This window comes from Planococcus sp. ANT_H30 (genome assembly GCF_008369335.1).
GTDB classification, from domain to species: Bacteria; Bacillota; Bacilli; order Bacillales_A; family Planococcaceae; genus Planococcus; species Planococcus kocurii.
Window position 1 is genome coordinate 1 of record NZ_VOBJ01000002.1, and the last position, 22,395, is coordinate 22,395.

Sequence of the window (22,395 nt, forward strand, 5' to 3'; positions counted from 1 at the left end):
GTAGACAGAACCATTGTTTTCAGCTCCTTTTGGGTGGGTATTTCGGAAGTTCTGTGATTGGTACTTCTTGTATACCCAGAAAACAATGGTTCTTTGCGCCGTTATCTATCTATTTCATATAGTAGGGTTCGTAAAAGTACACTTTTACGAACAAAATGAATTTCAGTACTCAAAAAGACCAATCATAATGATTGGTCTTACTTTCTTTACCCTATAAAAGTAATGGCATCGATGATAGCCTTGCATTCTTCAATCAACTCTTGATCGGCCTCGTCTGTTAATCTTGCAGCTCTAGCCAATGGATCAATTGCCTTTATCTTTTCACACAATACATATCCGGTTGTCTGATTGTTTACTACGCTGTTCTTGTTATTCTTGGTTCTTCCATTTACCGGTACATGAGTCGGGTAACCTTTATTCGTATTGGTGATTGGCAAAACCCAAATTAAGTCGGTCTCTTTATGTACATTTTCTTCTGAAACAACGATGGCTGGACGATAACCTTGCTGTTCGTGCCCTTTTGCCGGCGACATATCGACCTTTATAATATCCCCAACTTTAAAAAATCTTGTCATCACTACTCCTCCAATTAAATAGTGCCTGTACTTTTCCATTGAGGATTAAGTACAGGCAAACGATTTTTGAGCCTATTAATTGCTTACCACTCTTCTTTTCCGACTGGTTCTACTTCATCCCAAAGTGCTTCAGGCTCAGGTTTTTCACCATTATAACCAACAAATAACTTTTGAAACGGAGTTAACTGGCTTTTTCGAACTAATGAAATTCGATTTGGTTCAATCTCTACATCAAATACAGCATCATCAGTTGCATTAAATCCGGCTTCCTCAAGGATATCTCTTGTAAGCCTAACTGCTTTACTGTTACCCCAATTCTGAAGTTTAGCCTCTCGGTGACTAACTTTCTGCTTGATTTGCGGCATGTGAATCAACTCCTCAGAGTGCTATTTATATACCAAGTATATACAGTGTATCTACATTCGGCAAGCAATAGCTCTTTTAAGATTCTTTTATAATGGAACTCGATTAAAAAGTAGTCACCATTCGGAATAAACTCTTTTGATCCATCTAGCTGTTTATTTTACTTCCGATAATCCGGAATATATAAACTTCTTCACTTTTTATTTTAGATTCTTTTCCCCATTGCTGTTGATTGCGTTTGATAGCCCAGTTTTTTATAAAGTTTATAAGCATTAGGATTTTTGCCAAAAACATTTAATCCCATAGAGGTAATCCCAGCACTTTTCATGTTTGCTTCTAATTCTTTCAATACCAAGGTAGCGAATCCTTTCTTTCTAAACTCTTCCTTGATTAAAATATGGTAGATATAAGCTTTATTACTTTCGGATTGGATAGTGTACCAAATCACACCAATTGTTTCATCTTCTTCGGTTGAATAAATAGTGTAAACTAACTGGCCTTCTGTGCCTTGTTTGTTTGGAAGGAGTTGTTCCATTAAATCTTTTGATTCTTCCATCGCCTTTTCTAATGGAATCATATAGTTTTCAGATAAGTCTTTAGCGTAGTCAGGTATAAAATATGCCAAGTAACGATCAAATTCTTCCTCTGTCATTTGTTGTAGTTTTGTTTTCATAATAGTCACTCCTCACATTTTATAAAAATTCTAGAATGTTCTATATTTTATTTCATCCCAACTAATTATACCATTATTTCCCTATCTTTTTTTTGTCATTCCTCTAGCTCATTCTCAAAGAAAAACAGCTTATAGAAATAAAGCGTTCCTAAAAGTTCACTTTTCAAAACAAAAAGAGACTCAGGTTTGAGCCTCTTCTTCCGGTAATTGGTCATATGTCAATTAAGCTACTTTCACCATTTCTCATATTAACTTTAAAGACATTTTATGGTAATGAAAACCTATTTGATGCTACAAAGATATTAGTTACTTTCGTTACAATACTTTTCAGTCAGTCTCAAGTATTCTTCAATGGCTCCAATTAACGACTGCTGGGAGGCATTCCAAAATTCGCTCATCGATAAATCTCTCCCTAAAAAGGTTTGTGCCAATTGTTTCACTGTCATTCTTCCAGAGTTGCGCAATAGTTCGTCATATCGTTCGTTAAATCCACTAGGTTCTAATTTTGCCAATTCATAAATGCCATTGCTGAACAAATAACCGATAGTATAAGGAATGTTATAGAATGGTTTTTCAGCGTCATAAAAATGAACCGTATACATCCACTTATAAAGTGCCAATTCTTCAATTTCTCCTTCATAGAAGGAATTTTCTGCTTCGCTCAGCAGTAATTTTATTTCCTCGACATTCAACGGACCATTTTTTCTTTTTTCATAAAAGGCCTGTTCAAACCGGAACATATTGGGTACGGTTCCAACGTACATCAAACCATTTTTGATTTTTATTTCGAGAAGAGCCAGTTTTTCCAGTTCATTGGTGGTCTGATTAATAACGGCATCTAATACCAGGTTTTCCATGAAAGTAGAAGCTGTTTCATCAACGCTTGTTCCTTTCCGTTGGGCAAGAGCAGGTTCCTCATGAAGGATAAAGTTATGGTAAGCATGACCTAATTCGTGAGCTAAGGTTACGACATCCTGATAAGTTTCTCGATAAGTGAAAAATATTCGGCTTTCTTTTGCCAACGGCATGGATGCACAAAACCCACCTTCTGCCTTGTTGGGTCGATTTTCCGTTTCGATCCAGCCTGCTTCAAACGCCATTTCCGCAAAATGACCTAACTTTTCATTGAACCGATAAAATTGCTTAAGGATTAAGCTCCTCGCTTCAGCATAAGACACTTTCTCGACAGGGGCGAATACGGGAGCAACCAAATCAAACCAACTCGTTTTTTTAGTCTGACTTAATTGCAGTTTGCGCTGAATATAGGCTTGATAAATTTTCTTATTCTGATCAATTGAAGCTAGTACAGTATGAATGGTCTTTTCGTCTAAATCATTTTGTTCAACTGCTTCTTTTAATTGATTGGTCCAGCCACGCTGTTCATATATGTCTAACCGAGAACCGGCAATTCGATTCCATACGGAAGCAAAAGAGGCAGCTTCACCTTCACAAGCCACTTTTATTCCTTGAATCGCATGTTGGCGTAAATCCTGATCCTTTGAATAAATCGCATGGTTTAAGGCTTGGCCAATCGATACCTCTGTTATCTTCCCATCTATTTTTATGGAAACTCTCAATTGCGATAGCATCAGTTGATGTTGCTCTTCCCATCCCTTTATTCCGTTAACGGATAAAACGCTGATGAGCCTTTCCATTTCAGCAGGGAGCTGGTCATGAACTGCCTGTCTCTGTTTTTCTAAATAAAACGAAATGGGTTCCACTGCTTCCAAGTTGATAAATTCAGTCCATTCATCTTCAGGAAGCGCAGCAAGAACGTGGTCTAAGCTAATTTTTACGGAATCCAACTTTACTTTGATCTTAGCACTTTGGTCCATAAGAACGAACGTTGCACTGTCTTTCACGTTCTCGGCATACACACAAATCAAGAACTCATCCAATTCCTCCCATTCACTCAGCATAGATTGAAACTGGTACACAATATCGAGAATTTTTTGAAGTTCCTTTTTTTCTATTGCTGCTTCTTGAGCTTCGAAATTCTTACTTAAGATATGAAGATTCTCCGTCAACCGATCTATGAGTTTTCCTAGCTCTACTGATTGGCTTCCGCCTTCGTATAAAGAATCTAAATTCCAATTTTGTTTAACTGTTTGATTCAATGTCAGTCTCCTCTTCTTTTTACTTTATCGTTAAAATAACTGCTACTTCCGATAAACTGGTTGTGCTGTCTTTAATGAAATTACAGTAAGCTAACTAAGCAATTAGTGAAACCAACTCTCTAGTTATACGTATTTGTACCATGTTATCAATTTACATATGAGTACGAAAGGTCAAACTAGCAATCGTTGGATTGGTTCAATGCTTATCTAGAGAAAAAGGAGATAAAATATGAATTTCTTAGTTAACTTCATTATCATTGGTTTGTTTATTTTTCCTTTTGTTGCATTTATTCATGAGATCGGACATGCCTTTTTTCTTAAGCTATTTGGTGGGAAGATCAATGGGTTCAGTATTGGGAATGGTAAAATTCTATGGAAAAAGAACAACTTCAATATCAGAAATGCTTATTTTGCCGGTGGAAGAGTCGTCCCAAATACGATCAACGGGATGAGCACCACTCAAAAGTCCTTCTTCTTTTTAGGTGGTGTGCTATTTAACTTAATTAGCGCGCTGGTTCTGGATGTGACCACTGGATATGAGCTCGGAGTTTTCCGTCATTATTTAGATAGCTTCATATTCGTATCTTACTTAAATGTTTTCATCAATTTAGTTCCACTCACTACTATCTTTGGTGACACTGATGGTAAAAAATTAGTAGAGCTATACAAAAGGTGATCAGAATTACAGCTTTCATTCTTTTTCTAATAGCAGGTACATAAAAGTATCAAGTGAGTTAGTGAAAATAGTTAAGCCTTTTAACATATTTTAAATAACCGTTCGTAAAAGAATGAATTCACAAGCAAAAAGGAGAAAAGATGTGCTAGTTACAGACTCTTTTCCCCTTTGAAATACACGTAGCTTCCGATAAGCTGCGATATGTAAACTTGAGCACAGGTTTCCTCTTAGTAAAACTACGAGTCTCCCTAAGCCCTCGTTCTACCCTTCTCTTTGCGATAGTACTTAATGGCAAGGAAAACTTGAAGAAAAGGAACAAGCAGAGTGATATACAAGAGAGGTTCGATATCCAAGAACAAGAGAGCAATCACAACGGGCAGAAACACCAAAAATCCAATGATCATTCTACGTAACGACTCAAAAACAACACCAACGACAAATAAGTAAACTGATATCATCAACAATATCCACGGCAAATACATCAAGCTAAAATAGTAAAGAAAAATGTACATGGTTTCTAGCCACATGATTATTCCCCCCCTTTTCTACACTTCCCTGCTTAGTTATCGAATGAATTGAGTGAGATTCGAAGTTTGAATGTAACTTTAATCGCTTAGATGTGTCTAATCAATCATAGGGGGGAATTTCGTTGAAAAAATGGTCTCTGTTATTTCTATTTGTGGTTTTTACTTTGTCTTTTATTGGCGGGTGTTCTTCAGAAAACATCGAGAAAGTTGATGTTTTCGAAATGGAAAGCTTTTCGGTGATCAAAAAGGATTCATTAACTTCATACACAGACTCTAAGGTGGTTAGTGACTTCGTAAAAGCGTTTAAAAAAGCTAAAAAAGAGCCAGGGATAGTTGATATGATGGACCCTCGCTATAAAGTTGAATTCGGGGAAGAATCATATTATCTCTGGATCAGTAAAGAACAGGGAACAATAATGAATTTAGATGATACACATACCATCTATACCCTTTCACAAAGTTCGGCCAAAAAAATTTACGAGCTATTAAATTAACAGGTATTTCAGTACAGTGAAATCAAAGATCTGAATGTAACTTACTTACACTTAAGTTACATTCAGATTGAGTAAAAAAATCAATTTAAAGTTCTTTTTTAGAAAAAATGAAACCTTACTGGAAGTAAATAGGTATAACAAAGTGCATTATTATTTATTTAGCGTATGTATGAAAGGTGGAGAAATCAATTGTTCGTTTATTTTCTAGTAACGTTCGTTGTCGTCTTTTTAGCCATTTTAATCATTAATTATATCGTGAATAAACTTTTAAGAATAACGAACAAGACTCATTGGGTTATGTCCATCGTTGCAAGTCTCGTATTCACGTTAATTTTCATAGCAATACTTGGCTTATAAACATTGAAACTGAATGTAACTTAATTGGTAATAAGTTACATTCATTTCTACTAATAAAAATATTTTCTATTGAAAATTTTTCCATTCAACACTTAACTGTTATGATAAAATAACAGAAAAAACAAAATACTTATTAGGATATTAGGAGGTTGGAAATGAAAAAGATAATTCTATTATTCGTTACAGCACTTATATTAAGTGGTTGTAATACTGGAGATGGAACTGTTTCTTCAGATAATATTACTCCTGAAGAAAATTATAGCTTTACAGGCAGCAATGAAAATTGGGAAGTATTATTCGAAGTAGATGTTGTTAACAAAGATCAGGGTGAGAATCAAGTTGATGAAAACGGTACACTTACATTTATTGGTGAAGACGAAGCTCCCAAAATGGTAGATTATAAACTGAAAACCGGCAGTGGTGTAAACAGTAATGAAGGAACTAGCGTACCAATATACGATGAGGTCGGAAGTTTTGCGCAAGGCAGTTGTGGAAATTGCGTTCCTATGGAAGCTGATGAGGAACTTGAGTTAGAGATTATATGGGATGGAATACAGAAAAAATAATATTAAATTCTAATGAATGATTTGCTCAGCAGGTAGATATTTTTTATTGAAATTGAATGTAACTTAACTGCACTTAAGTTACATTCAATTCCCTGTTTTAATGGGCCGCTGGATTGATTTGAAGATAGAACACCATAAATAGGCTGAATAAAGCGATGGCACCAATCATGCCAAACACTACTTTCCTACCAAAATCGCTTACGAAATACAAATTCAGCATGAAAAAATAAAGCACGCTGCTGATCAAAATAAAGATTAAAAATCCGTTTATGTCTTCAATTCCATGAGTGAAAATAGAAAGGATAAGTCCTAAAAAAAGAAAAATACCGTATAGATTAAGCACCTTTTGAACAGTGATTTCTTTAGGAATATCAGCCTCTGTATCAGACCGAGATTTCGAATGAGCATCCATTTTTTCATCTCCTTTTCTATTGGTCTATCCAATTCTACGAAGAGAAAGATTCGATAGTTTCAAAAGCTTTTTCATTTTATTGTTATTTGTTCCAGATCCTCGCCCATAAACTTCGTTTATCTTTTTTAGGCATTATGGGTTCCGGTTCGCTTTCTTCCTCCTGTGAGGACGGTTCTGACGTATCTATTTCTGGTTTTTCGGGTGTTGGTGCAACTAGCTGCTGCTGATGTGCCTCTATCTGATCCAGTTGATGCTTCATCTCTTCTAAGGCTTCTACAAACAAAGAATCCCGTTTTCGCATCTCTTCTTTCAAACTTCGATTCTCTTTTTCAATATCTTCCAATTTTTTCAAGATAACGGCTGCCGCGACGTCGTCATGACGCCGTTTTCTGGCGTTATTGTAGACGCGCCTGCAGCTTCTCTGACCGCATTTTCGAACGTTTTTCCACCGCTTTTTGTGAGCGTCATAGACTCCCGTAACGCCGCGACCTCTGTGACGGTGTAAATTCGGCTATTACTTTTGTTTCTTTTAAAAAGAATCCCTTCCGATTCAAAGCGAAGGCTGTACTTTCTTAACGTCGAAGTAGAAATACTTAATTGCTTACAAACTTCACTGGGAGTCATCATCAATCGCTCACCACCTCTTTTATTTTCATGTTATAAGAGTTCCGTTATGCTTGCATCTCTTTTTCAAAATTGAGTTTGTAAAAATGAAGAAATAGTTAAGTGGACGAATTTCAGAATAGAGAAGAATGAATATTCCACTTCTTATATTAATAATTGGTTTATTTTGGTATATTGATAACAGAACTCAGAACAGAAACTTATTAAGTCCTAGGAGGAAGACGAATGAAAAAAAGTATTTCATTAATAATTTTATTATTTATCTTGAGTGGTTGTGGAAACGGCAGTGATCGGTATAATTTTTCAGGTAGCAGTGAAAATTGGGATGTATTTTATGTAGTTGATGTTTCTAATCCGACTGAGCAGCAACAAACTGGCACCATTAACTTTAGAGGAGAAGAATCAGGTCCGGAAACCATGGATTATAGCATCAAATACTCTGGTGGAAGTTCTTCGGGAATCGACGTACCTTTAGTAAATGGAACAGCGAACACTGGAAGAGGAGCCTGTCAGGGCTGTGCAGTTATTCAAAAAGATGAAGAAATAGAAGTTGAGATTACGTGGAATGGACAAACAGAAAAGTTAATATTAATTAATAAAAAGTAAATAATAAGTAAACAGAGAAAAATATAAACACCTTTTAAATACAGTTAGACAAGTTTACATATCACAGGTTACCGGAAGTTAGAGGCTGAAAAAATGAAAAGGGAGGAATTTCTTTGAATTCCGATCAATATGTTTCGGGTATAATAACTCTCCTCTTGGGGGTTGCGTGTTTAGGACTAGGAATAGTCTCCATAAAGAAAAAAAGATTTCTTGAGACAGATGATTTTTCAGGATTCAAACATACGCTTTTCTTTCCTCCAATCGTAAATTTCTGGCTGCTAAAATTGTTTTTGATCATAAGCGGTTCGCTTTTCATACTATTCGGTATCTATTTAATCGTAATCGGTGTATTTTGAATAAAATTTCTGCGGTAGGCTATTAGAAATAGCAGGAATTCTAAGCGCATTTCTAAATAAATTCAGAAAAAAAGATGCTAACCAACTAGCATCTTCTTTTTATTGTATGACTTCCGATAATCCGGAATATATAAACTTATTATCAATCATGTTCTCTTTCGTTAAAAAAAATAATTATAGTATCGTCCTTCACAAGTGTTTAGCGATCTTATTCACGCGAATAGAAGGTGCCATTTAATTTCTTTTTAATATTTCATTATCAAATTCCAAAAACAAATAGGTTTTGCAGAATATTAAGGTAAAATGAAACTAAGAAGGAATTTAATTGGTAAAAATCCGGATTTTAAGAACTAGGAAAGGATGATACAACTATGAGAAGTCATTCCAAATTATTTATTTTACTACTAGTGTCAGCCGTCATTTTAATAACGGTATTTACCGTATGGTCTATATCAGAAAACAAGATTTCTTATGAAGAACCGCAGAAAGCATTATTAGCTGAGAATAAGGATTTGATTTTAATTCCTGCCTATGTAACGGAGGATAAAGCTTTATACTTCTTCATTAAAGACTCAAACAACATTGGGACAGCTAAAATTACCAATGGACTTTTTGGATGGAAATCAGATTATCTAGCTTGGAGTACGACTACTGGTACGATAACTGATGAAAAATTTAACGGTTATCAGATCTACGGGGATGAAATAATATTTGGCTTGATGAAAAATGGTCAAGATTTTACGGTAATGGCCGATGACATACCCACCGAAAAAATCAATTTAGAAGTTTCTTTACATAATGAATCGGTAGAGATGGATTTAGAAAACGTATACCTGTGGTATATTGAATCGGATAATTTATCAAATATCAAGGAACTAATTTTGGTAAATCAAAATACTAATGAAGAGTTAGATCGACACACATATAGAGATTAGATTAAATCATTAATACCGCACTCTGCAATGTGTTTGTTTAAAAATGTAAATTGCAGATACATCATGCTTTTTATCAAAGAAAAAGCTTAATCACCTTTTCAGCTTAGCTCTCAAATTTTTAGCATTTATAAATAACGGCTCAAGTATATATACGATTAGGAATTACTGTTTTTATGCTGGTATTGGAGCAATACAAGTAGCTTCCGATAATGTGTCTTACGTTAACTAAATATGAATTTTAGCGTAAACTTAAACTTTGAGACTAAGAGTAAGTTTTACTCTCTCCTTCACCTTCAACTTTAAAAAGTTTTAGCAATATACGTAGACATTAGTTCTTTCACGCGCGCTTTATTAACTGCATAATTCTCATGCATGTATTTACTGCAATGTCAGAGAATACTTTCCGATTATCCGTTCTTTCTTTGGTAGCGAATTCACTCAACCCTTTCAAAGCTCTTACACGTTGATTTCTTTCATTATTAAACTGAAGGGTGATTTGTCTGTCGCTTTCGTAACCCTTGTTCTCCATGAATTCGGTACCTCTCCAGCCATTGGCTAAGGATACTCACCGAAACACCGTAGCGTTTAGTAATGCTTTTTTCGACACATGGCCATCCCCGTACTGCTTGTAACTTGTCCTCTACTGAAAATTTGTCCATAGAAAAACTGCATCTCCGCTGTTAGATTGGCGCCTAATAACGGAGGTGCAGTTCAAAATGAGATCACTTTTTTAAAAGTATCTACCATTTGGGTTCGATACACAAAAGTCATTTGTCTTTTTTCATAGATTTTTTCCATCAATTAACCAAAAACTACCAATTTATCAATCGGCAGCCTCTGCATTTTATTTATATTTAAGATTACAGTTTAAATTTTTTGTATATAAAGTGACACTGAACTATTAAAAAATTTAAAAAGAGTGTACATTCTAACCTTTAGAATCTTGATCTACGCCCCCTCAAAATCCATGTTATTATTGTTTTGATCTCCATTTAAAATATCAGTTAGTTTTTTACCCGATTTGCTTACAATGGTCTTTTTTGCGCCTTTCTTCAAAAGAAGTTTTATAATTTCTTTACTATCGGTTTTTGCTGCGTGGAACAGGGCTATTTTCCCTTCTTCGTCCTTTATCTCCATATCTCCTTCATATTTTAAAAAAACTTCGACAACTTGCAGATAGTTATACATGCTAGCTAACATCATTGGCGTAGTTTTGTCATCTTGACCAACTTGTTCATTCACATTAGCACCTTGTTGGATTAAATAATCAGCAAGTTTTGCGTTTCCTTCACCGCAAGCGATATAAAGAGGGGTTGCGCAGGAAAAAGTTCTCATTTTTATATTCGCGCCGTTTTTAATCAATAATCTTACACACTCTTCTTGCACTGCCCAATGCAGAGGGGGTTATCCTTCACCTTCTTTTTCCTGCTTATCGATGGGGATTTTTTTTCAATAAGAAGGTTCAGTATCCTGACATCTCCTTTAGCTGCAGCGGCATGCAAGGCTATGTATCCTTTACTGTGCTCGGAAAAATCATTGCTTTTCTCAAGGAGAAACTCTGCTATTTCAGTATGTCCATTGTTAATTGCTACCTCCAGTGGAGTGAAGTTTTGAAAATCCACCGCATCTACATCCTCTACACTATCCTACCAAAAATCGGACCATTTCCTCATGTCCCTCTTGAGCCGCCCAAAGCAGGACCGTATATTTATCTTTGTCTCCCTCAATGATATTAAAACCTGTCGAAAGAAATCCTTTTAAGCTCTCCATGTCTCCATCTGCTGCCGCTTGATAAGCATTATTTTTCGACATGGGTTATCTTCCTTATTAACTTTAGAGGAGAAAAACATTACTTCCTCTTTTTTATAAAAACATAGGTCTACCTTTGTCTCTTTGGATAGTAATAGTGGTCGTGGTATCTGGAATCCCCCTACAACTGGATGGTAATGAGGTTTAGACCCATCATGAGGATCATTTCTTGGCTCTGCTCCACCCCCTTCTCTTTTAGCTCTTTCATAGGCTTCTTTTCTTGAACCAAGTGTAACGCGTACCAGAAAGCGGTCAAAGAAAAAGGAATGAGCATGAGCATGTCCCGCAAAGGCACGCCCGCTGATAATTCCCCAATCGAAACGTTTCACTCCTCGCTAAAGTCTGAAACGTTTTACCTTGACGGCATTCATAGCACGACTAATGCATGTGTCATTCGAACCGTCGAAGCGTATTTAGATTATTATAACCACATCCGCATCCAGACGAAATTAAACAACCAGTCGCTGGTAAACTACCGACAACTGGCTGCCTAATTAAAAGGTGTTTTCTTACTATCTCAAATATGAAACTAAATGTCCATTTAAGGTTGAGAGCTTTTAATTTAATTTTTCATGCATATCACGAAGAACTCTACCTCCCCACTATGTTATATAAATAAGTATTTAAATAACGTAGAAATAAATGGGCTATTTGAAAACTGATGTGAACTAATTATTATTAGTTACTCGCTTTATCCATTTCAATACCGTAAACTTTGTAGCCTTGCTGATAAAGACGAGCTAGGGTATATTCTTCTTTTGTATCAGATTGATGTGCTGTATAGTATTTTTGAGAAGACAGATTACCCCAATTTTTCGTAATCATTACATTATGATCAATTTTCGAATCTCCACCTGTATCAAGACTGACAACATCGCCTGTTCGGAGGTATGCGACTTTGCTTGCTACACGTGCTCTGTCTTTAAAATGTTTATAAAAGGCATTTGCTCCTCCCCAGCTAAATGTGGGTTTGTTAGAGCCACTTGCATAATACCAGTTTGTACTCCATACATATCCTGAACCAACGCCACCTACATATTTCATGCCACCCGCTGCCAGTGCTTGAGAAATAAAGTTTGTACAATCCCACCAGCAATCATGGCAACCGCCACTATTTTTACTGTAGTAACCATATGAAGCATTATTTCTCAAATTAGCAGTGTTACTAGTCCACTTATAAGCATAGTCACGTGCTTTAAGAGGATAATAGGTATTGGCTGATGTTCCTGCATTATTATCAATTGCATCTGGATCGTCTTCAGTAGTTGGATCAGTTACTGGTGTTTGATCATCTTCAGGCATATCTACAGAAGCTACCGTGGCTAAATTATTAGGAATATATTCTTCCTCTAAATGGACTATCATTTCTTCCTCACTGACGGGCACATCTAGAGTTTCTGACTCTTCAGTTACCCCAAGATCAAACAGAAGAGAAAGTTCTTCATCGGTGATAACTTCTTTTTCAAATTTATTGATTAGCTCATCAATTTGCTCGTTTTGCTCATAGTTTTCATAAAGATCCATAAATTTGATGTACTCACTTACCGCATCTTGCTCACTTTTCTTAAAACTAAAAACTGCTAATCCAAGAGTTTTTACTTGTTCTTGGTACTTAATATCATCAAAATCACCAGATACAGTAATACCTTGATTTTCGTAGTATTGTTTTACAATTTTAATTGCGTGATTATGCTTTTTCCAAGATTTCTCCTTTGTTTCTTGTTTGTTTCCGCCTTCATCTGGAATTTTTAGTTTTTTCAAATTTTTCACTTTTTTGTTAGTCTCACTATCAAACTCCGCTGCATATGCATTCGAATTCCACTCTACAAAAACAACTCCTCCTAACAACAATGCTAAAATAATGATAATTCGTGACAATTTACTCATTACTATTCCTCTTCCCTAGGTAAATTTGTTTTTGTAAAAAACATTTTTTTACAACATCAATTAATATATCATTTTTTCATATTTTTGGGAATAGAATGAATAAATTGTTTTATTGTTTTTTTATTGTATAATCATTTATAACTAAAAATAAAAAGTTTCAATAGAAAGAAGGTTAATTATGAGAAAGTTAATTGTCATTTTTCTACTATTATTTATACTAGCTGGTTGTGCAGAAAAAGAATTTGAGTCCTCAGAAGTTATAGAAAACTTCCCAATACCCGCTGAAGCAAATCCTATTGAAAGTGAAGCTACTAACCCAAACATAGTAGCGTTTCAAAAGTATCGGTATTCTAATAATAATGAACCACAGGGTATTAGTAAGGAGTATTTAGCAGCTATAGAAGATGAGGGATGGTCTGAATTGGAGGAAGAGCAAATGGGGGCAACACGTTTTTTTTCAAATGGAGAGAGAAAGGTAGCAATTGAAGCTCTTCCCGACTCAATTTCCCTTTATGAATATAAAGAATAATTATATCTTCTCTTGTTAAATATCAATAAATAAGAAGTTATTCCATCCTAACTAGTTTTTTATGAAGTATCCTGCTTTTATTCCTAAAAATCTGTAACTCCTTAATAAATAAGCTTTATTAAATCTAATTAACAATATTACATGAAGTATAATGAGCAAAAAATCCCCGAAACTGTCTTCTCAGTCCGGGGATTTCTGTTTTAGGCTTAAAGCAATTGCACTCTTCCTTTTTTGCTTGAGGGCAGTAAAAAACATCAAGTATTTCAATATCATGGTTACGTAATGTATGGAGCATTTTGTTTGTGATGTCATTGTATTGATTTAAGGTTATAAATCCTTCGTTTATAAGATATTGATTTGTGATGATAATAACTCTGTAGCCTTTACTTATTACGCTTTTTAAAGTTTCTACGGCTCCCTCTACAAAAGAAGGGTTATCTATAAATGTCCATTTAGCATCTGGATAATCTTCGATAATTGTTCCATCTCGATTAAAAAAGGAAACTTTCACCAAAATATCCCCCACTTCAACTTGAATGAATTGTATTGTTTACTACTTAGCGAATGTAACTTAACTGCACATAAGTTACATTCACATTCTCAACTTTATTGTCTATTTTTCGGCTAACTCAACTGCAAATTCTTTGAACCAATCGGGTGGGAATTCCAATTTAGTGAGGTCCATCTTCCTCAGTTGTTCGTGTGAATAAAACTCGTACCAATACAAATCCCATTGAGCTTCAATATCCCGGGCAATACCAAAAGCTAATTGATCCTGGTCGTCTAAATCTTCTTCATCCCAAGCCATCGTTAAATTATCGCACCACATGCAAAAATCAACTTGAGGAAATTCGTTTTCTTTCTTACAAATCGTATCTAAAAGAGTCTTAAGATTTTCATATGAATAGGGAAGATTGATGCTGGTCTTATTCCAATTCCACTCCACAACAAAGTCCTCCTCTTTTAATACGGTTCCTCAGCAGAGAATTTAATGATTTTCATTTTTTACTAATAATACCATATTGGAAAGTTAAAAATTATAATCGAAGAAAATTTATCAGAAAATAACCGTTCGTAAAAGTACACTTTTACGAACTAAAGGGAGAGAAGAGCTGTTTTTTCAGCATCCTCTCTCCCTTTCTATTTATGCAACTTCCGATAAGGTGTCATATGTAAACAAAAACAGCTTGTGAAAATGAGATGACCTTTCCAAAGTTTGTTTGCTGACAGCGCGTCACATTCCCTTGTCATTCTTCTTTCTTTTTTATATTCCTAGTATACTAACCATAGAAAAGGGCAAAGGGTAGCCCTCTACCCTTTGCCCTTTTTAGATTTCTTCAGAGGTTTCCCCCATTTCCATAACATCATCACTCAGCCTGCCCAAACACGCCAATTTAAGACGGGTGTAGGTCATTCGTGATCACTCCTATGTTTTTCTTTGGACGGAAAATACATTTAGAGTGTACCACGAATGGCTTTTTCAAGGGAAAACAGTGGATTTAAGAATAAGATTTATTGGTAAACTTCTGAATTACTTCCTGCACAAAATCCGTCTAACTGAGCACACTTATTTTCTCTTTCGATCCACTCATCATAGTGCCCTTTAAAAGAATTTAAATTTTCCTCTAAATTTTTGACTTCACTTGCTGTAGGATTCTGCTGAAATGCAGCTATTGCTGACACAATGTTAGTATGACTTTCCTGAAATTGTTCTTTCTCAGCTTCAGGCATTTCTACAATAGAAAAAATTCCATTACCGATAATTAATTCAATAGGAGTTATTTGTAAGTTGTCTATATTTCCCGATGTCTCTAACAGATATTTTTCTTGCGTTAGTATTAACTCCAGTAATTGAATTTCATTATTCATAGCTGTATAAAAACTATAATAATTTTGATTAATTTCTTCTGTATACTTTTCTTTCAAATTACTAAAAGCGGCCCATAAAACTAAAAATGCAATTAAAGATACAATTGCCACTATCCAACTAATCCTTTTTTTCTTCAACATTATCCACTCCCAACAAATTTATTATCTCTTTTCCAAAGTGAAATTTTTTCATTCCACAAAAATCTATACAGTAATTGGCTATTCCTCTATATTGATTATGCTCTGTTTTCTAATAATCTACAATCATTCCTGGTAATTTTTATAATATTTTTTTAAAAATGGTAACATTCAGATAATTGTTATGGTATATTAAGGGAAAAGGAGGAATTAAATTGCTGAAAAAATTTTTTTACTTCACTGTTTTATGTTTATTTATTGCGGGTGCTTCATCATTTTTATTGTATGAATCAAAAGATGCGGATGCAGAAATTCAAGAAATAACACAGAAAACAGATTTAAAACAAGGAGATAATGAGAAGAATCCAGAAAAGCTCCTCTTTAATTTAAATCTTAATGAAACTTATTATGATTTAGTGATTGCTTCGGGCGGGGAATTAGGAAAAGGAAACGCGAACAAGTTTGGTGGAGATATTAAAAAATCTTCTATTAACATCTCCGTAGATAATATGGAGTTAGTGGAAGAAAATGAAAACAAAAAACTTTACAACGCAAATACCAGTGGTGTAATAAAATCTCCGACAGGAAACTTTAACTTTTCTGGTAAAGGAGAAATCTATAAAGTAAAACTATCTACTGGAGACTGGGTTTACAGTGGCTCTTTTGAAGGTGATTTTAAAAACAAGGCTACTAATGAAACATTCACTATTTCAATGCGGCATAATATAGACTCAGGTGAAGTTGATGTTGTTTTTGTAAGTGGAGTATTGGGCGACACAGGTGTTTTACCTTTTGGGAAACCTTTTCTTCTTGACGATAAAATAATTGAAATTGAAGAGACAATCAGACAAGTAGATGAAAGTGAGGTAAATGCTTCATGAGAAAAATTACTTGCTTAGTTGTAACCATGTTATGTATAGCTTTGTTCTTTTCAACTGCGAGTGCCAGTGCTGATAACTTTTATCATAAAGGATCTGCTTATAGCACGCAGGTAACAGATGAACTAAATAGAGAATTCTCGTCTGCTTCATCGGTAGTCGTTATATCCTCTTCAACCTATTATAGTGGAGTTAATATCGGTAAAGAACATGTAAGAGTATTTTCAAGATGTCAGGTAGTAAAAAATATTACAGGGGCTACAACTTGTTATGTCAGAGATATGAGCGTTCGTTTATCTGCTTCTTATAGTACGGGTACGGATAGAGCTATTCCTCATTTTATTCAACAAATGACTCCAGCAGCTACAGTGGGAACTCAGTATTTTACTTCACTTAGGTTTTTGATTAGAAACTATGCTGTTATCGCCGTAGGAACTATAGTAGAAGCTGCTGTTAACGGATCTAGCTTTAACGTTGACCATTCAACTACTGCTCATTTAACAGCAGGAAGAGTTATTTTTAAAAATCCACCAACTAGTCAAGTAGATGTTCCAACTTCAGTTGCATATAACAAAATCGATTATTATTATGACGGCGTTGATAAAGGTCTTGATGGATACTTCACGTTTTCATACGATGTTCCTTCAGGCGGTGGAATAATTACTTCACGCGGGGATGCTACATACAATCTTTCTATTCCCAGCGGAAATCCATACCAACCTAATTTAGTTATTGACGTTAAAACTGATGAAGCCATCCTTCCTCATTCTATCGGTGCATAAAAATTTGAACAGAATAAAATGAAAAAGGAATTTCATCATCAGTAAGAAAATGGAGTATACTAATTTTGAAAACTATTTTAATTAAAAATTTCAAATTCTTTAAATAAATTGAGCCAGGCCTGGTTTAACAGGCAGTGAACAAACTTACTATAAAAGAAGAATTTTACCCCCTCGTTTTAGATAATAGGAAGTTAGTTTTCCTATTGTTAAAATAGAGGGGATTTTTCTGGAAGAAATAGTTTAACGTCAAAACGTAAATTGAAGATAACTGAATCAAAATTTAAAAAAGATTTTATCAACAGTAACTTCAGTGATTATAATAATTTTTGTCTAGTCCTTCTTTTAGTGAGGCGTTTTCTTCTTGGAGCAGAATTACAGCATTTTTTAACTTCTGAAGCTCATTTTTTTGCCCTTTTAATTTAGTGGAATTAACGTACAGAACATAATACAGACCCAATAAAGTAGTAATATTTACGCTAAAAGTGAAAGAATCGTCTACAGTATAATTGCCTGTGAAAAATTTTTCCGTTTGTCAATTTAAGCTAGACAGATCTGCTCCATTCAGGTGACTCAAAAATGCCCCAGGGGTGTACGGTAATTCAGCGACTTTCGTGGGATGTTATTCCGCTTGTCAGCCACTGTGGAAATGAACGTTTGATCCACATGGTTGAAGTCCATTTCCTTTGCCAAACCGTCTTTTCGAAGGAGCCCGTTGGAATTTTCATTCAGGCGCGCTGGGAAGGTGGTCCGGGATCTGCAAAGTAAATCGAGACGTCGTGCAGGTTGCACAACGGTTCCCAGTTGAAGAATTCCTTCCCACAATCAAACATGATGGATTTGAACAGATTTCTTGGGATCCCTTGAAACCACTGGTTCAACGCGGTTTCAATATGGCATGCCTTACGTCCTGCAGGCTTCAAGGCGATGATGACTTTTGTCAGCCTTTCGACCAGCGTGATCACCGCACTTTTGTGACGGGCGCCCACAATGGTGTCGCCTTCGATGTGCCCGAACTCTTTTTGGAAAGAAAGATAATCGGCTTCCCTTTCATCGGCAGTGTGGCTGCATCAAAGACCTTATTTTTGAACATGCGATAAAGCGTGCGCGCGGAACAATCGATTGCCGTTTCTGAACGGCCGACAATGACATCCGGCGTCCAGTCCTAAGTCACCTTATCTTGAATATAGGCAACTTGTTTCTTCGGCAAGACCATTTTTCGTCGGCCGCAGCGTTTTTTGTTTTTCTTGTATTGTGTATTGTAGATCGGCTGCCTGGAACGGTTCAAGCGTTCGGCGATTCTCACCAGAGGTGTATTTTGGTGGTGGTAGGATTCTATCATCACCAATTCATCCGTGTTAAGACGAGTGTAGGTCATTCATGATCACTCCTATGTTTTTCTTTGGACGGAAAATACATTTAGAGTGTACCACGAATGGCTTTTTCAGTTGTCTAGTGTGTAGTGCAAAATAAAAGTACATAGTATTGCAAGCGAATACGACGTTGCAAATTTACATGGAGTGGCAAGCATGATAGCCTCGTTCAAGCCAGCCCTTGTTACGGCTGGTTTCCTGGCGTGATAGTCATGCTTGTAGAGGCTCCATGTCAAGTTGCAACATTGGGTGTTTTGATTTTGCAAAATACATCTAGCTTAATTTTATAATCGGCGTATAGTTTGAATTCAATAAGATTCGTATAAATTTTTTAAATTGGAACCGTTCGTAAAAGTACACCATTACGAACGCTCCAATCCTTTTAAAATAACAAGTAATAAACGTTCGGAAACCTATCCAAAGGCTTTACGAACGTTCGCCTATTGCTATCCACTTTTTCGAACACTATATAATAGAAGGAACAGCATCAAAATATGATATAATCTTGTTAACAGAACCCACCACGCCTCTTCATAATGCGGACCACGGTGGGTCTTATGATGAGTTTGCTATTTTGCAGTGGAGGTTCCGTCATGGATATTAACCAGTTCAACGAAAATTCTTCTGGCCGATTAGTAGTCGGAAAAATAAATCGAGAAAAAATTACTAAACTAACAGGCGTTACCTTCATTGAAGAAGATGTGTTTATCTATCCTGGTGCTATCAAGCATATTAATCGAAATCATCCACTCGTTTGGAATCAATATAAGGATGAACTTCCATCTATTCTGTTAAATCCCGATTACATCGGCCAAAACCCAAAAGTTCCAAATAGCGTTGAACTGTATAAATTCATTAGTAACTATCTTCTATTGGCCATTAAATTGGACCCGAGTGGATATGTATTCGTTTCCTCTTTTTATGTATTAGATAATGCCGAATATAAAATTAAGAAGAGACTGGCAAGCGGACGGGTTCAAGTATACGAATAAGCCAACAGCTTGAATAAAACACGTTTTGTGTTATGATTGAGGTAAGAAAAGATTATTTGTAAAGAATGTTAATCAGGTTATACGGGTTATTAAGGTGGGAAAGGTTCCCCACGCGCTCACAATGAGTTACCAGAGATCCTGGATACGCCGCCCAGGTAATAACCCCCTAAATATGTAAGCCTCTAACTTCGGTTAGAGGCTTTTTTTGTTCTTCTCCTATCTTATCTCCTTATGCCTCATATTCTTGAGGATTCCTTTTTTCCAAGTAACGATAGATGGTCGTACGAGAAACGCCCCATCTTTCAGCCACATCTTTAATCGGTGTTCCGCCCTGAATCAGGGAACGCATCATTTCAATATCTTTCGGTCCAAATTTCTCTGGTCTGCCACCCAATCGCCCTCTTGCTCTGGCAGCAGTTCGTCCCGCAGCCGAACGCTCCTCAATCAAGTTCCGTTCAAATTCGGCAAAAGCTGCGAACAAGTGAAACATCAATTGTCCCGTTGCATTGCGTTTATCCATCGTCAAGTTTTCCTGCAAACTGTGGAAGGCGACACCCCGTTCATTTAGGGCATTCACAAGTTGAATCAAGTCCTGCATATTTCGTCCCAAGCGATCCAATCGCCAAACAACGATCGTATCCCCTTCACGAGCATACGAGATGGCTTCTTCTAAACCGGGACGTTGCTTTTTCGTTCCACTCATTTTGTCGTGAAATGTTTTATCGCAGCCATAAGCTGTTAACGCATCCATCTGTAAATCCAAATTTTGTAATCCTGTAGACACACGCGCATATCCAATGAGCACTCGATCCCTCTTCTCTTCTTTTTTCATGAATTCATTGTACCATAAGATAAAAACACCATGGTTAATGAACATAGAATACTGTACAGGGTTTTATAACATGAAACGCATGAAAAAAGATCCTTTTCAAACCGACGAGTGCCGTGTTCAGAAAAGGACGAGTTTTGGAACATAGATGATAGATTCAATTCACTATCGATTAAATATAATTGAAGACAATATTAAACTACCAGTAGTGGAATTTGAATTATAGAAATAAACAATAATAAAGTGAAATCAATTTTGTAGAGGATCTAAAAAAACCAGTAACCTTTAAAAAAGGCCCTGGTTTTTAGAAATTCCGTTTATCAATTTAAGCTAGATAGACCCATTCCATTCAAGTGACTCAAAAATGCCTCCAAGGGTGTGCGATAATCCAGCGACTTCCGTGGGATGTTATTCCGTTTGTCAGCCACTGAGGAAATGAACGTTTGGTCCACCTGGTTGAAGTCCATTTCCTTTGGCAGGCCGTCTTTTCGCAAGAGGCCGTTGGAGTTTTCATTCAAGGCGCGCTGGGAAGGCGTGCCGGGATCCGCAAAGTAAATCGAGACGTCGTGCTGGTTGCACAGCGGTTTCCAATTGGAGAATTCCTTCCCACAATCAAACGTGATGGATTTGAACAGATTTTTTGGGATTCCTTGAAACCACTGGTTCAAAGCGGTTTCGATATCGCACGCCTTGCGTCCTGCAGGCTTGATGGCGATGATGACTTTCGTCAGCCGTTCTACCAGTGTAATCACTGCACTTTTGTGGCGGACGCCCACAATGGTATCGCCCTCGATGTGCCCGAACTCTTCTTTGAAAGAAGGATAATCGGTTTCTCGGTCGGAAATATGCCGTTTGAACACCTGTTTTCCGCGGCGTTCCTCGTGACCATTGGGTTTCCGTTTGCCTTTCATCGGCAGTGTGGCAACATCAAAGACCCGATTTTTGAACATGCGGTAGATGGTGCGCACGGAACAGTCGATCGCTGTCTCGGCGCGTCCCACAATGACATCAGGCGTCCAGCCCTGCGCCACCTTGTCTTGAATATAGGTCATTTGTTTCTTCGGCAAAACGATTTTTGGGCGTCCGCAGCGTTTCTTGTTTTTCTTGTATTGTGTGTAAAAGTCGAGGGCTGTATGTCCCAATTTCAGGAAATTGATGACCTTGTAAATTGGCTGCCTGGAACGTTTCATTTGATTTGCGATAATCGCCACGGGTATGTTTTGGCGGTGATAGGATTCTATCATCACCAGTTCATCCGTGGTAAGATGGGTGTAGGTCATTCGTGGTCACTCCTCTGTTTTTCTTTGGTCGGAAAATACATGTAGAGTGTACCATGAATGACTTTTTTAGTTGTCTAGCTTAATTTTACAATCGGCGAAATATAAATTTTACTGATAAAAGCTACCGATAACCTCGTGATATGTAAACTAGTCAGTTAATTTGATTGAACTAAATAAGACTTGATTTTCTAAAGGTAACCGATCGAAATAGTGTTTATCTAAGATTATTCTTTATATGAGTTACTCAACCAGTACAGAATCTTTTTTGGATAAGTTCTTTTGTTGCTTCATATAATCTGCTTTCATCACTCATTTTCCCTTTCAAGAAAGTGAATCTAATAGCTGTCGTTTCTTTTTACTTTATCGCTTCATTTAATGCAATGAAATCTATTCCCTCACTCTATTGTCTTTTACTTTCAGTGCCTTTTCACGCGTTACCAGCTTAATATTTTCATGATGAATTTTTTCATAAATGTTGAAAATCCACACTCATCTACAAAAGATTCCAGTAAATGATATTTACTGTCTTCTTCAGCCGTTCTCAGAAGCTGTTCAATATACCAGAGCGAGTCATCAAGTCTGTCTTTAATTTCTGTTGGACTTGAAGTAACAGACCCATGACCTGGAATAAGAATATTAATTCTCTGCTGTTCATGAAGGCTCTTTATTTTTTGAAGAGACTCCTCATAGAACTCGATGTTCTGATGAATGTATGGAATTTCTACATCACTTGAATAATCTCCAATGTCAA

Annotated in this window: 27 protein-coding genes and 2 pseudogenes; 10 read left to right on the top strand and 19 right to left on the bottom strand. The window is 36.3% G+C overall.

Annotated features, from left to right (window positions below):
* Nucleotides 1-206: 206 nt before the first annotated feature.
* The 4 genes from FQ085_RS05825 to FQ085_RS05840 form a co-directional block, all read right to left on the bottom strand.
* The gene (locus tag FQ085_RS05825; RefSeq protein ID WP_058385424.1) at nucleotides 207-575 is read right to left on the bottom strand and encodes a type II toxin-antitoxin system PemK/MazF family toxin; all 369 of its coding nucleotides are present in this window, start codon (nucleotides 573-575) and stop codon (nucleotides 207-209) included.
* Between the two features lie 83 nt (nucleotides 576-658).
* Nucleotides 659-940, bottom strand: coding sequence for an AbrB/MazE/SpoVT family DNA-binding domain-containing protein (locus FQ085_RS05830; RefSeq protein WP_058385425.1), 282 nt, complete (start codon nucleotides 938-940; stop codon nucleotides 659-661).
* Nucleotides 941-1,143: 203 nt separating this feature from the next.
* Nucleotides 1,144-1,611 (bottom strand): GNAT family N-acetyltransferase, encoded by a 468-nt coding sequence (locus tag FQ085_RS05835; protein ID WP_149456156.1) that lies wholly within the window; start codon nucleotides 1,609-1,611, stop codon nucleotides 1,144-1,146.
* Between the two features lie 302 nt (nucleotides 1,612-1,913).
* On the bottom strand, nucleotides 1,914-3,728 hold the full coding sequence (locus FQ085_RS05840) for a M3 family oligoendopeptidase (RefSeq protein WP_149456157.1): 1,815 nt from the start codon (nucleotides 3,726-3,728) through the stop codon (nucleotides 1,914-1,916).
* A gap of 229 nt (nucleotides 3,729-3,957) precedes the next feature.
* On the opposite strand from FQ085_RS05840, the gene FQ085_RS05845 reads away from it, so the two are divergent.
* A complete protein-coding gene (locus FQ085_RS05845) occupies nucleotides 3,958-4,404 on the top strand; it encodes a site-2 protease family protein (RefSeq protein WP_149456158.1) in 447 nt (148 codons plus the stop codon).
* A 248-nt stretch (nucleotides 4,405-4,652) separates the two neighbouring features.
* Here the strand turns inward: FQ085_RS05845 and FQ085_RS05850 are convergent, their stop codons facing one another.
* A complete protein-coding gene (locus tag FQ085_RS05850) occupies nucleotides 4,653-4,931 on the bottom strand; it encodes a hypothetical protein (protein WP_149456159.1) in 279 nt (92 codons plus the stop codon).
* A 122-nt stretch (nucleotides 4,932-5,053) separates the two neighbouring features.
* Here FQ085_RS05850 and FQ085_RS05855 point away from each other — a divergent pair, with 122 nt between their 5' ends.
* Both FQ085_RS05855 and FQ085_RS05865 read left to right on the top strand, forming a co-directional pair.
* Nucleotides 5,054-5,425, top strand: a complete 372-nt coding sequence (locus tag FQ085_RS05855) for a YhfM domain-containing protein (RefSeq protein WP_149456160.1) — start codon at nucleotides 5,054-5,056, stop codon at nucleotides 5,423-5,425.
* A 512-nt stretch (nucleotides 5,426-5,937) separates the two neighbouring features.
* Nucleotides 5,938-6,348 carry a membrane lipoprotein lipid attachment site-containing protein gene (locus tag FQ085_RS05865; protein ID WP_149456161.1) on the top strand — a complete coding sequence of 137 codons (411 nt, stop codon included), beginning with the start codon at nucleotides 5,938-5,940 and terminating at the stop codon, nucleotides 6,346-6,348.
* Nucleotides 6,349-6,445: 97 nt separating this feature from the next.
* Here FQ085_RS05865 and FQ085_RS05870 read toward each other — a convergent pair whose 3' ends face one another.
* From FQ085_RS05870 to FQ085_RS05880, 3 genes are all read right to left on the bottom strand, one after another.
* Entirely contained in the window at nucleotides 6,446-6,760 is a 315-nt protein-coding gene (locus FQ085_RS05870; RefSeq protein WP_149456162.1) for a hypothetical protein, read from the bottom strand.
* A gap of 82 nt (nucleotides 6,761-6,842) precedes the next feature.
* Entirely contained in the window at nucleotides 6,843-7,112 is a 270-nt protein-coding gene (locus FQ085_RS05875; RefSeq protein WP_149456163.1) for a hypothetical protein, read from the bottom strand.
* Entirely contained in the window at nucleotides 7,109-7,387 is a 279-nt protein-coding gene (locus FQ085_RS05880; protein WP_149456164.1) for a MerR family transcriptional regulator, read from the bottom strand. Before FQ085_RS05880 ends, FQ085_RS05875 begins: the two co-directional genes overlap by 4 nt.
* A 222-nt stretch (nucleotides 7,388-7,609) precedes the next feature.
* On the opposite strand from FQ085_RS05880, the gene FQ085_RS05885 reads away from it, so the two are divergent.
* On the top strand, nucleotides 7,610-7,990 hold the full coding sequence (locus tag FQ085_RS05885) for a lipoprotein (protein WP_149456165.1): 381 nt from the start codon (nucleotides 7,610-7,612) through the stop codon (nucleotides 7,988-7,990).
* Between the two features lie 727 nt (nucleotides 7,991-8,717).
* Nucleotides 8,718-9,281, top strand: coding sequence for an aspartyl-tRNA synthetase (locus tag FQ085_RS05890; RefSeq protein ID WP_149456166.1), 564 nt, complete (start codon nucleotides 8,718-8,720; stop codon nucleotides 9,279-9,281).
* A gap of 479 nt (nucleotides 9,282-9,760) precedes the next feature.
* On the opposite strand, the gene FQ085_RS18430 is transcribed toward FQ085_RS05890, so the two are convergent.
* The 4 genes from FQ085_RS18430 to FQ085_RS05910 all read right to left on the bottom strand — a co-directional run bounded on the left by FQ085_RS18430 (nucleotide 9,761) and on the right by FQ085_RS05910 (nucleotide 11,093).
* A complete protein-coding gene (locus FQ085_RS18430; RefSeq protein ID WP_149456167.1) occupies nucleotides 9,761-9,940 on the bottom strand; it encodes a helix-turn-helix domain-containing protein in 180 nt (59 codons plus the stop codon).
* A gap of 289 nt (nucleotides 9,941-10,229) precedes the next feature.
* A complete protein-coding gene (locus tag FQ085_RS05900) occupies nucleotides 10,230-10,643 on the bottom strand; it encodes an ankyrin repeat domain-containing protein (RefSeq protein ID WP_188074720.1) in 414 nt (137 codons plus the stop codon).
* A gap of 5 nt (nucleotides 10,644-10,648) precedes the next feature.
* The gene (locus FQ085_RS05905) at nucleotides 10,649-10,903 is read right to left on the bottom strand and encodes an ankyrin repeat domain-containing protein (protein ID WP_149456169.1); all 255 of its coding nucleotides are present in this window, start codon (nucleotides 10,901-10,903) and stop codon (nucleotides 10,649-10,651) included.
* Between the two features lie 19 nt (nucleotides 10,904-10,922).
* Nucleotides 10,923-11,093 (bottom strand): ankyrin repeat domain-containing protein, encoded by a 171-nt coding sequence (locus FQ085_RS05910; protein WP_149456170.1) that lies wholly within the window; start codon nucleotides 11,091-11,093, stop codon nucleotides 10,923-10,925.
* Between the two features lie 236 nt (nucleotides 11,094-11,329).
* Here FQ085_RS05910 and FQ085_RS05915 point away from each other — a divergent pair.
* A pseudogene (locus tag FQ085_RS05915) lies at nucleotides 11,330-11,584 on the top strand (integrase core domain-containing protein); the annotation flags it as partial.
* A 184-nt stretch (nucleotides 11,585-11,768) separates the two neighbouring features.
* Here the strand turns inward: FQ085_RS05915 and FQ085_RS05920 are convergent.
* Nucleotides 11,769-12,977 (bottom strand): amidase domain-containing protein, encoded by a 1,209-nt coding sequence (locus tag FQ085_RS05920; RefSeq protein ID WP_149456171.1) that lies wholly within the window; start codon nucleotides 12,975-12,977, stop codon nucleotides 11,769-11,771.
* 178 nt (nucleotides 12,978-13,155) lie between these two features.
* On the opposite strand from FQ085_RS05920, the gene FQ085_RS05925 reads away from it, so the two are divergent.
* Nucleotides 13,156-13,506, top strand: coding sequence for a membrane lipoprotein lipid attachment site-containing protein (locus tag FQ085_RS05925; RefSeq protein WP_149456172.1), 351 nt, complete (start codon nucleotides 13,156-13,158; stop codon nucleotides 13,504-13,506).
* Nucleotides 13,507-13,630: 124 nt separating this feature from the next.
* On the opposite strand, the gene FQ085_RS05930 is transcribed toward FQ085_RS05925, so the two are convergent.
* The 3 genes from FQ085_RS05930 to FQ085_RS05940 all read right to left on the bottom strand — a co-directional run bounded on the left by FQ085_RS05930 (nucleotide 13,631) and on the right by FQ085_RS05940 (nucleotide 15,516).
* On the bottom strand, nucleotides 13,631-14,017 hold the full coding sequence (locus tag FQ085_RS05930) for an HAD-IIIA family hydrolase (protein ID WP_149456173.1): 387 nt from the start codon (nucleotides 14,015-14,017) through the stop codon (nucleotides 13,631-13,633).
* 102 nt (nucleotides 14,018-14,119) lie between these two features.
* Nucleotides 14,120-14,452 (bottom strand): hypothetical protein, encoded by a 333-nt coding sequence (locus FQ085_RS05935; RefSeq protein WP_149456174.1) that lies wholly within the window; start codon nucleotides 14,450-14,452, stop codon nucleotides 14,120-14,122.
* Between the two features lie 566 nt (nucleotides 14,453-15,018).
* Nucleotides 15,019-15,516, bottom strand: a complete 498-nt coding sequence (locus FQ085_RS05940) for a hypothetical protein (protein ID WP_149456175.1) — start codon at nucleotides 15,514-15,516, stop codon at nucleotides 15,019-15,021.
* 212 nt (nucleotides 15,517-15,728) lie between these two features.
* On the opposite strand from FQ085_RS05940, the gene FQ085_RS05945 reads away from it, so the two are divergent.
* Nucleotides 15,729-16,394 (top strand): hypothetical protein, encoded by a 666-nt coding sequence (locus tag FQ085_RS05945; RefSeq protein WP_149456176.1) that lies wholly within the window; start codon nucleotides 15,729-15,731, stop codon nucleotides 16,392-16,394.
* Nucleotides 16,391-17,173 (top strand): hypothetical protein, encoded by a 783-nt coding sequence (locus FQ085_RS05950; protein ID WP_149456177.1) that lies wholly within the window; start codon nucleotides 16,391-16,393, stop codon nucleotides 17,171-17,173. The genes FQ085_RS05945 and FQ085_RS05950 overlap by 4 nt, the downstream gene beginning before the upstream one ends.
* A gap of 532 nt (nucleotides 17,174-17,705) precedes the next feature.
* On the opposite strand, the pseudogene FQ085_RS05955 reads toward FQ085_RS05950, so the two are convergent.
* Nucleotides 17,706-18,548: pseudogene (locus FQ085_RS05955) on the bottom strand (IS30 family transposase).
* 588 nt (nucleotides 18,549-19,136) lie between these two features.
* Between FQ085_RS05955 and FQ085_RS05960 the strand changes: the two are divergent.
* Nucleotides 19,137-19,535, top strand: coding sequence for a PBECR3 domain-containing polyvalent protein (locus tag FQ085_RS05960; protein WP_149456178.1), 399 nt, complete (start codon nucleotides 19,137-19,139; stop codon nucleotides 19,533-19,535).
* 229 nt (nucleotides 19,536-19,764) lie between these two features.
* Here the strand turns inward: FQ085_RS05960 and FQ085_RS05965 are convergent, their stop codons facing one another.
* Both FQ085_RS05965 and FQ085_RS05970 read right to left on the bottom strand, forming a co-directional pair.
* Nucleotides 19,765-20,340 carry a recombinase family protein gene (locus FQ085_RS05965; protein ID WP_149456179.1) on the bottom strand — a complete coding sequence of 192 codons (576 nt, stop codon included), beginning with the start codon at nucleotides 20,338-20,340 and terminating at the stop codon, nucleotides 19,765-19,767.
* 344 nt (nucleotides 20,341-20,684) lie between these two features.
* Nucleotides 20,685-21,644 carry an IS30 family transposase gene (locus tag FQ085_RS05970; protein WP_149456180.1) on the bottom strand — a complete coding sequence of 320 codons (960 nt, stop codon included), beginning with the start codon at nucleotides 21,642-21,644 and terminating at the stop codon, nucleotides 20,685-20,687.
* Nucleotides 21,645-22,395: the final 751 nt, after the last annotated feature.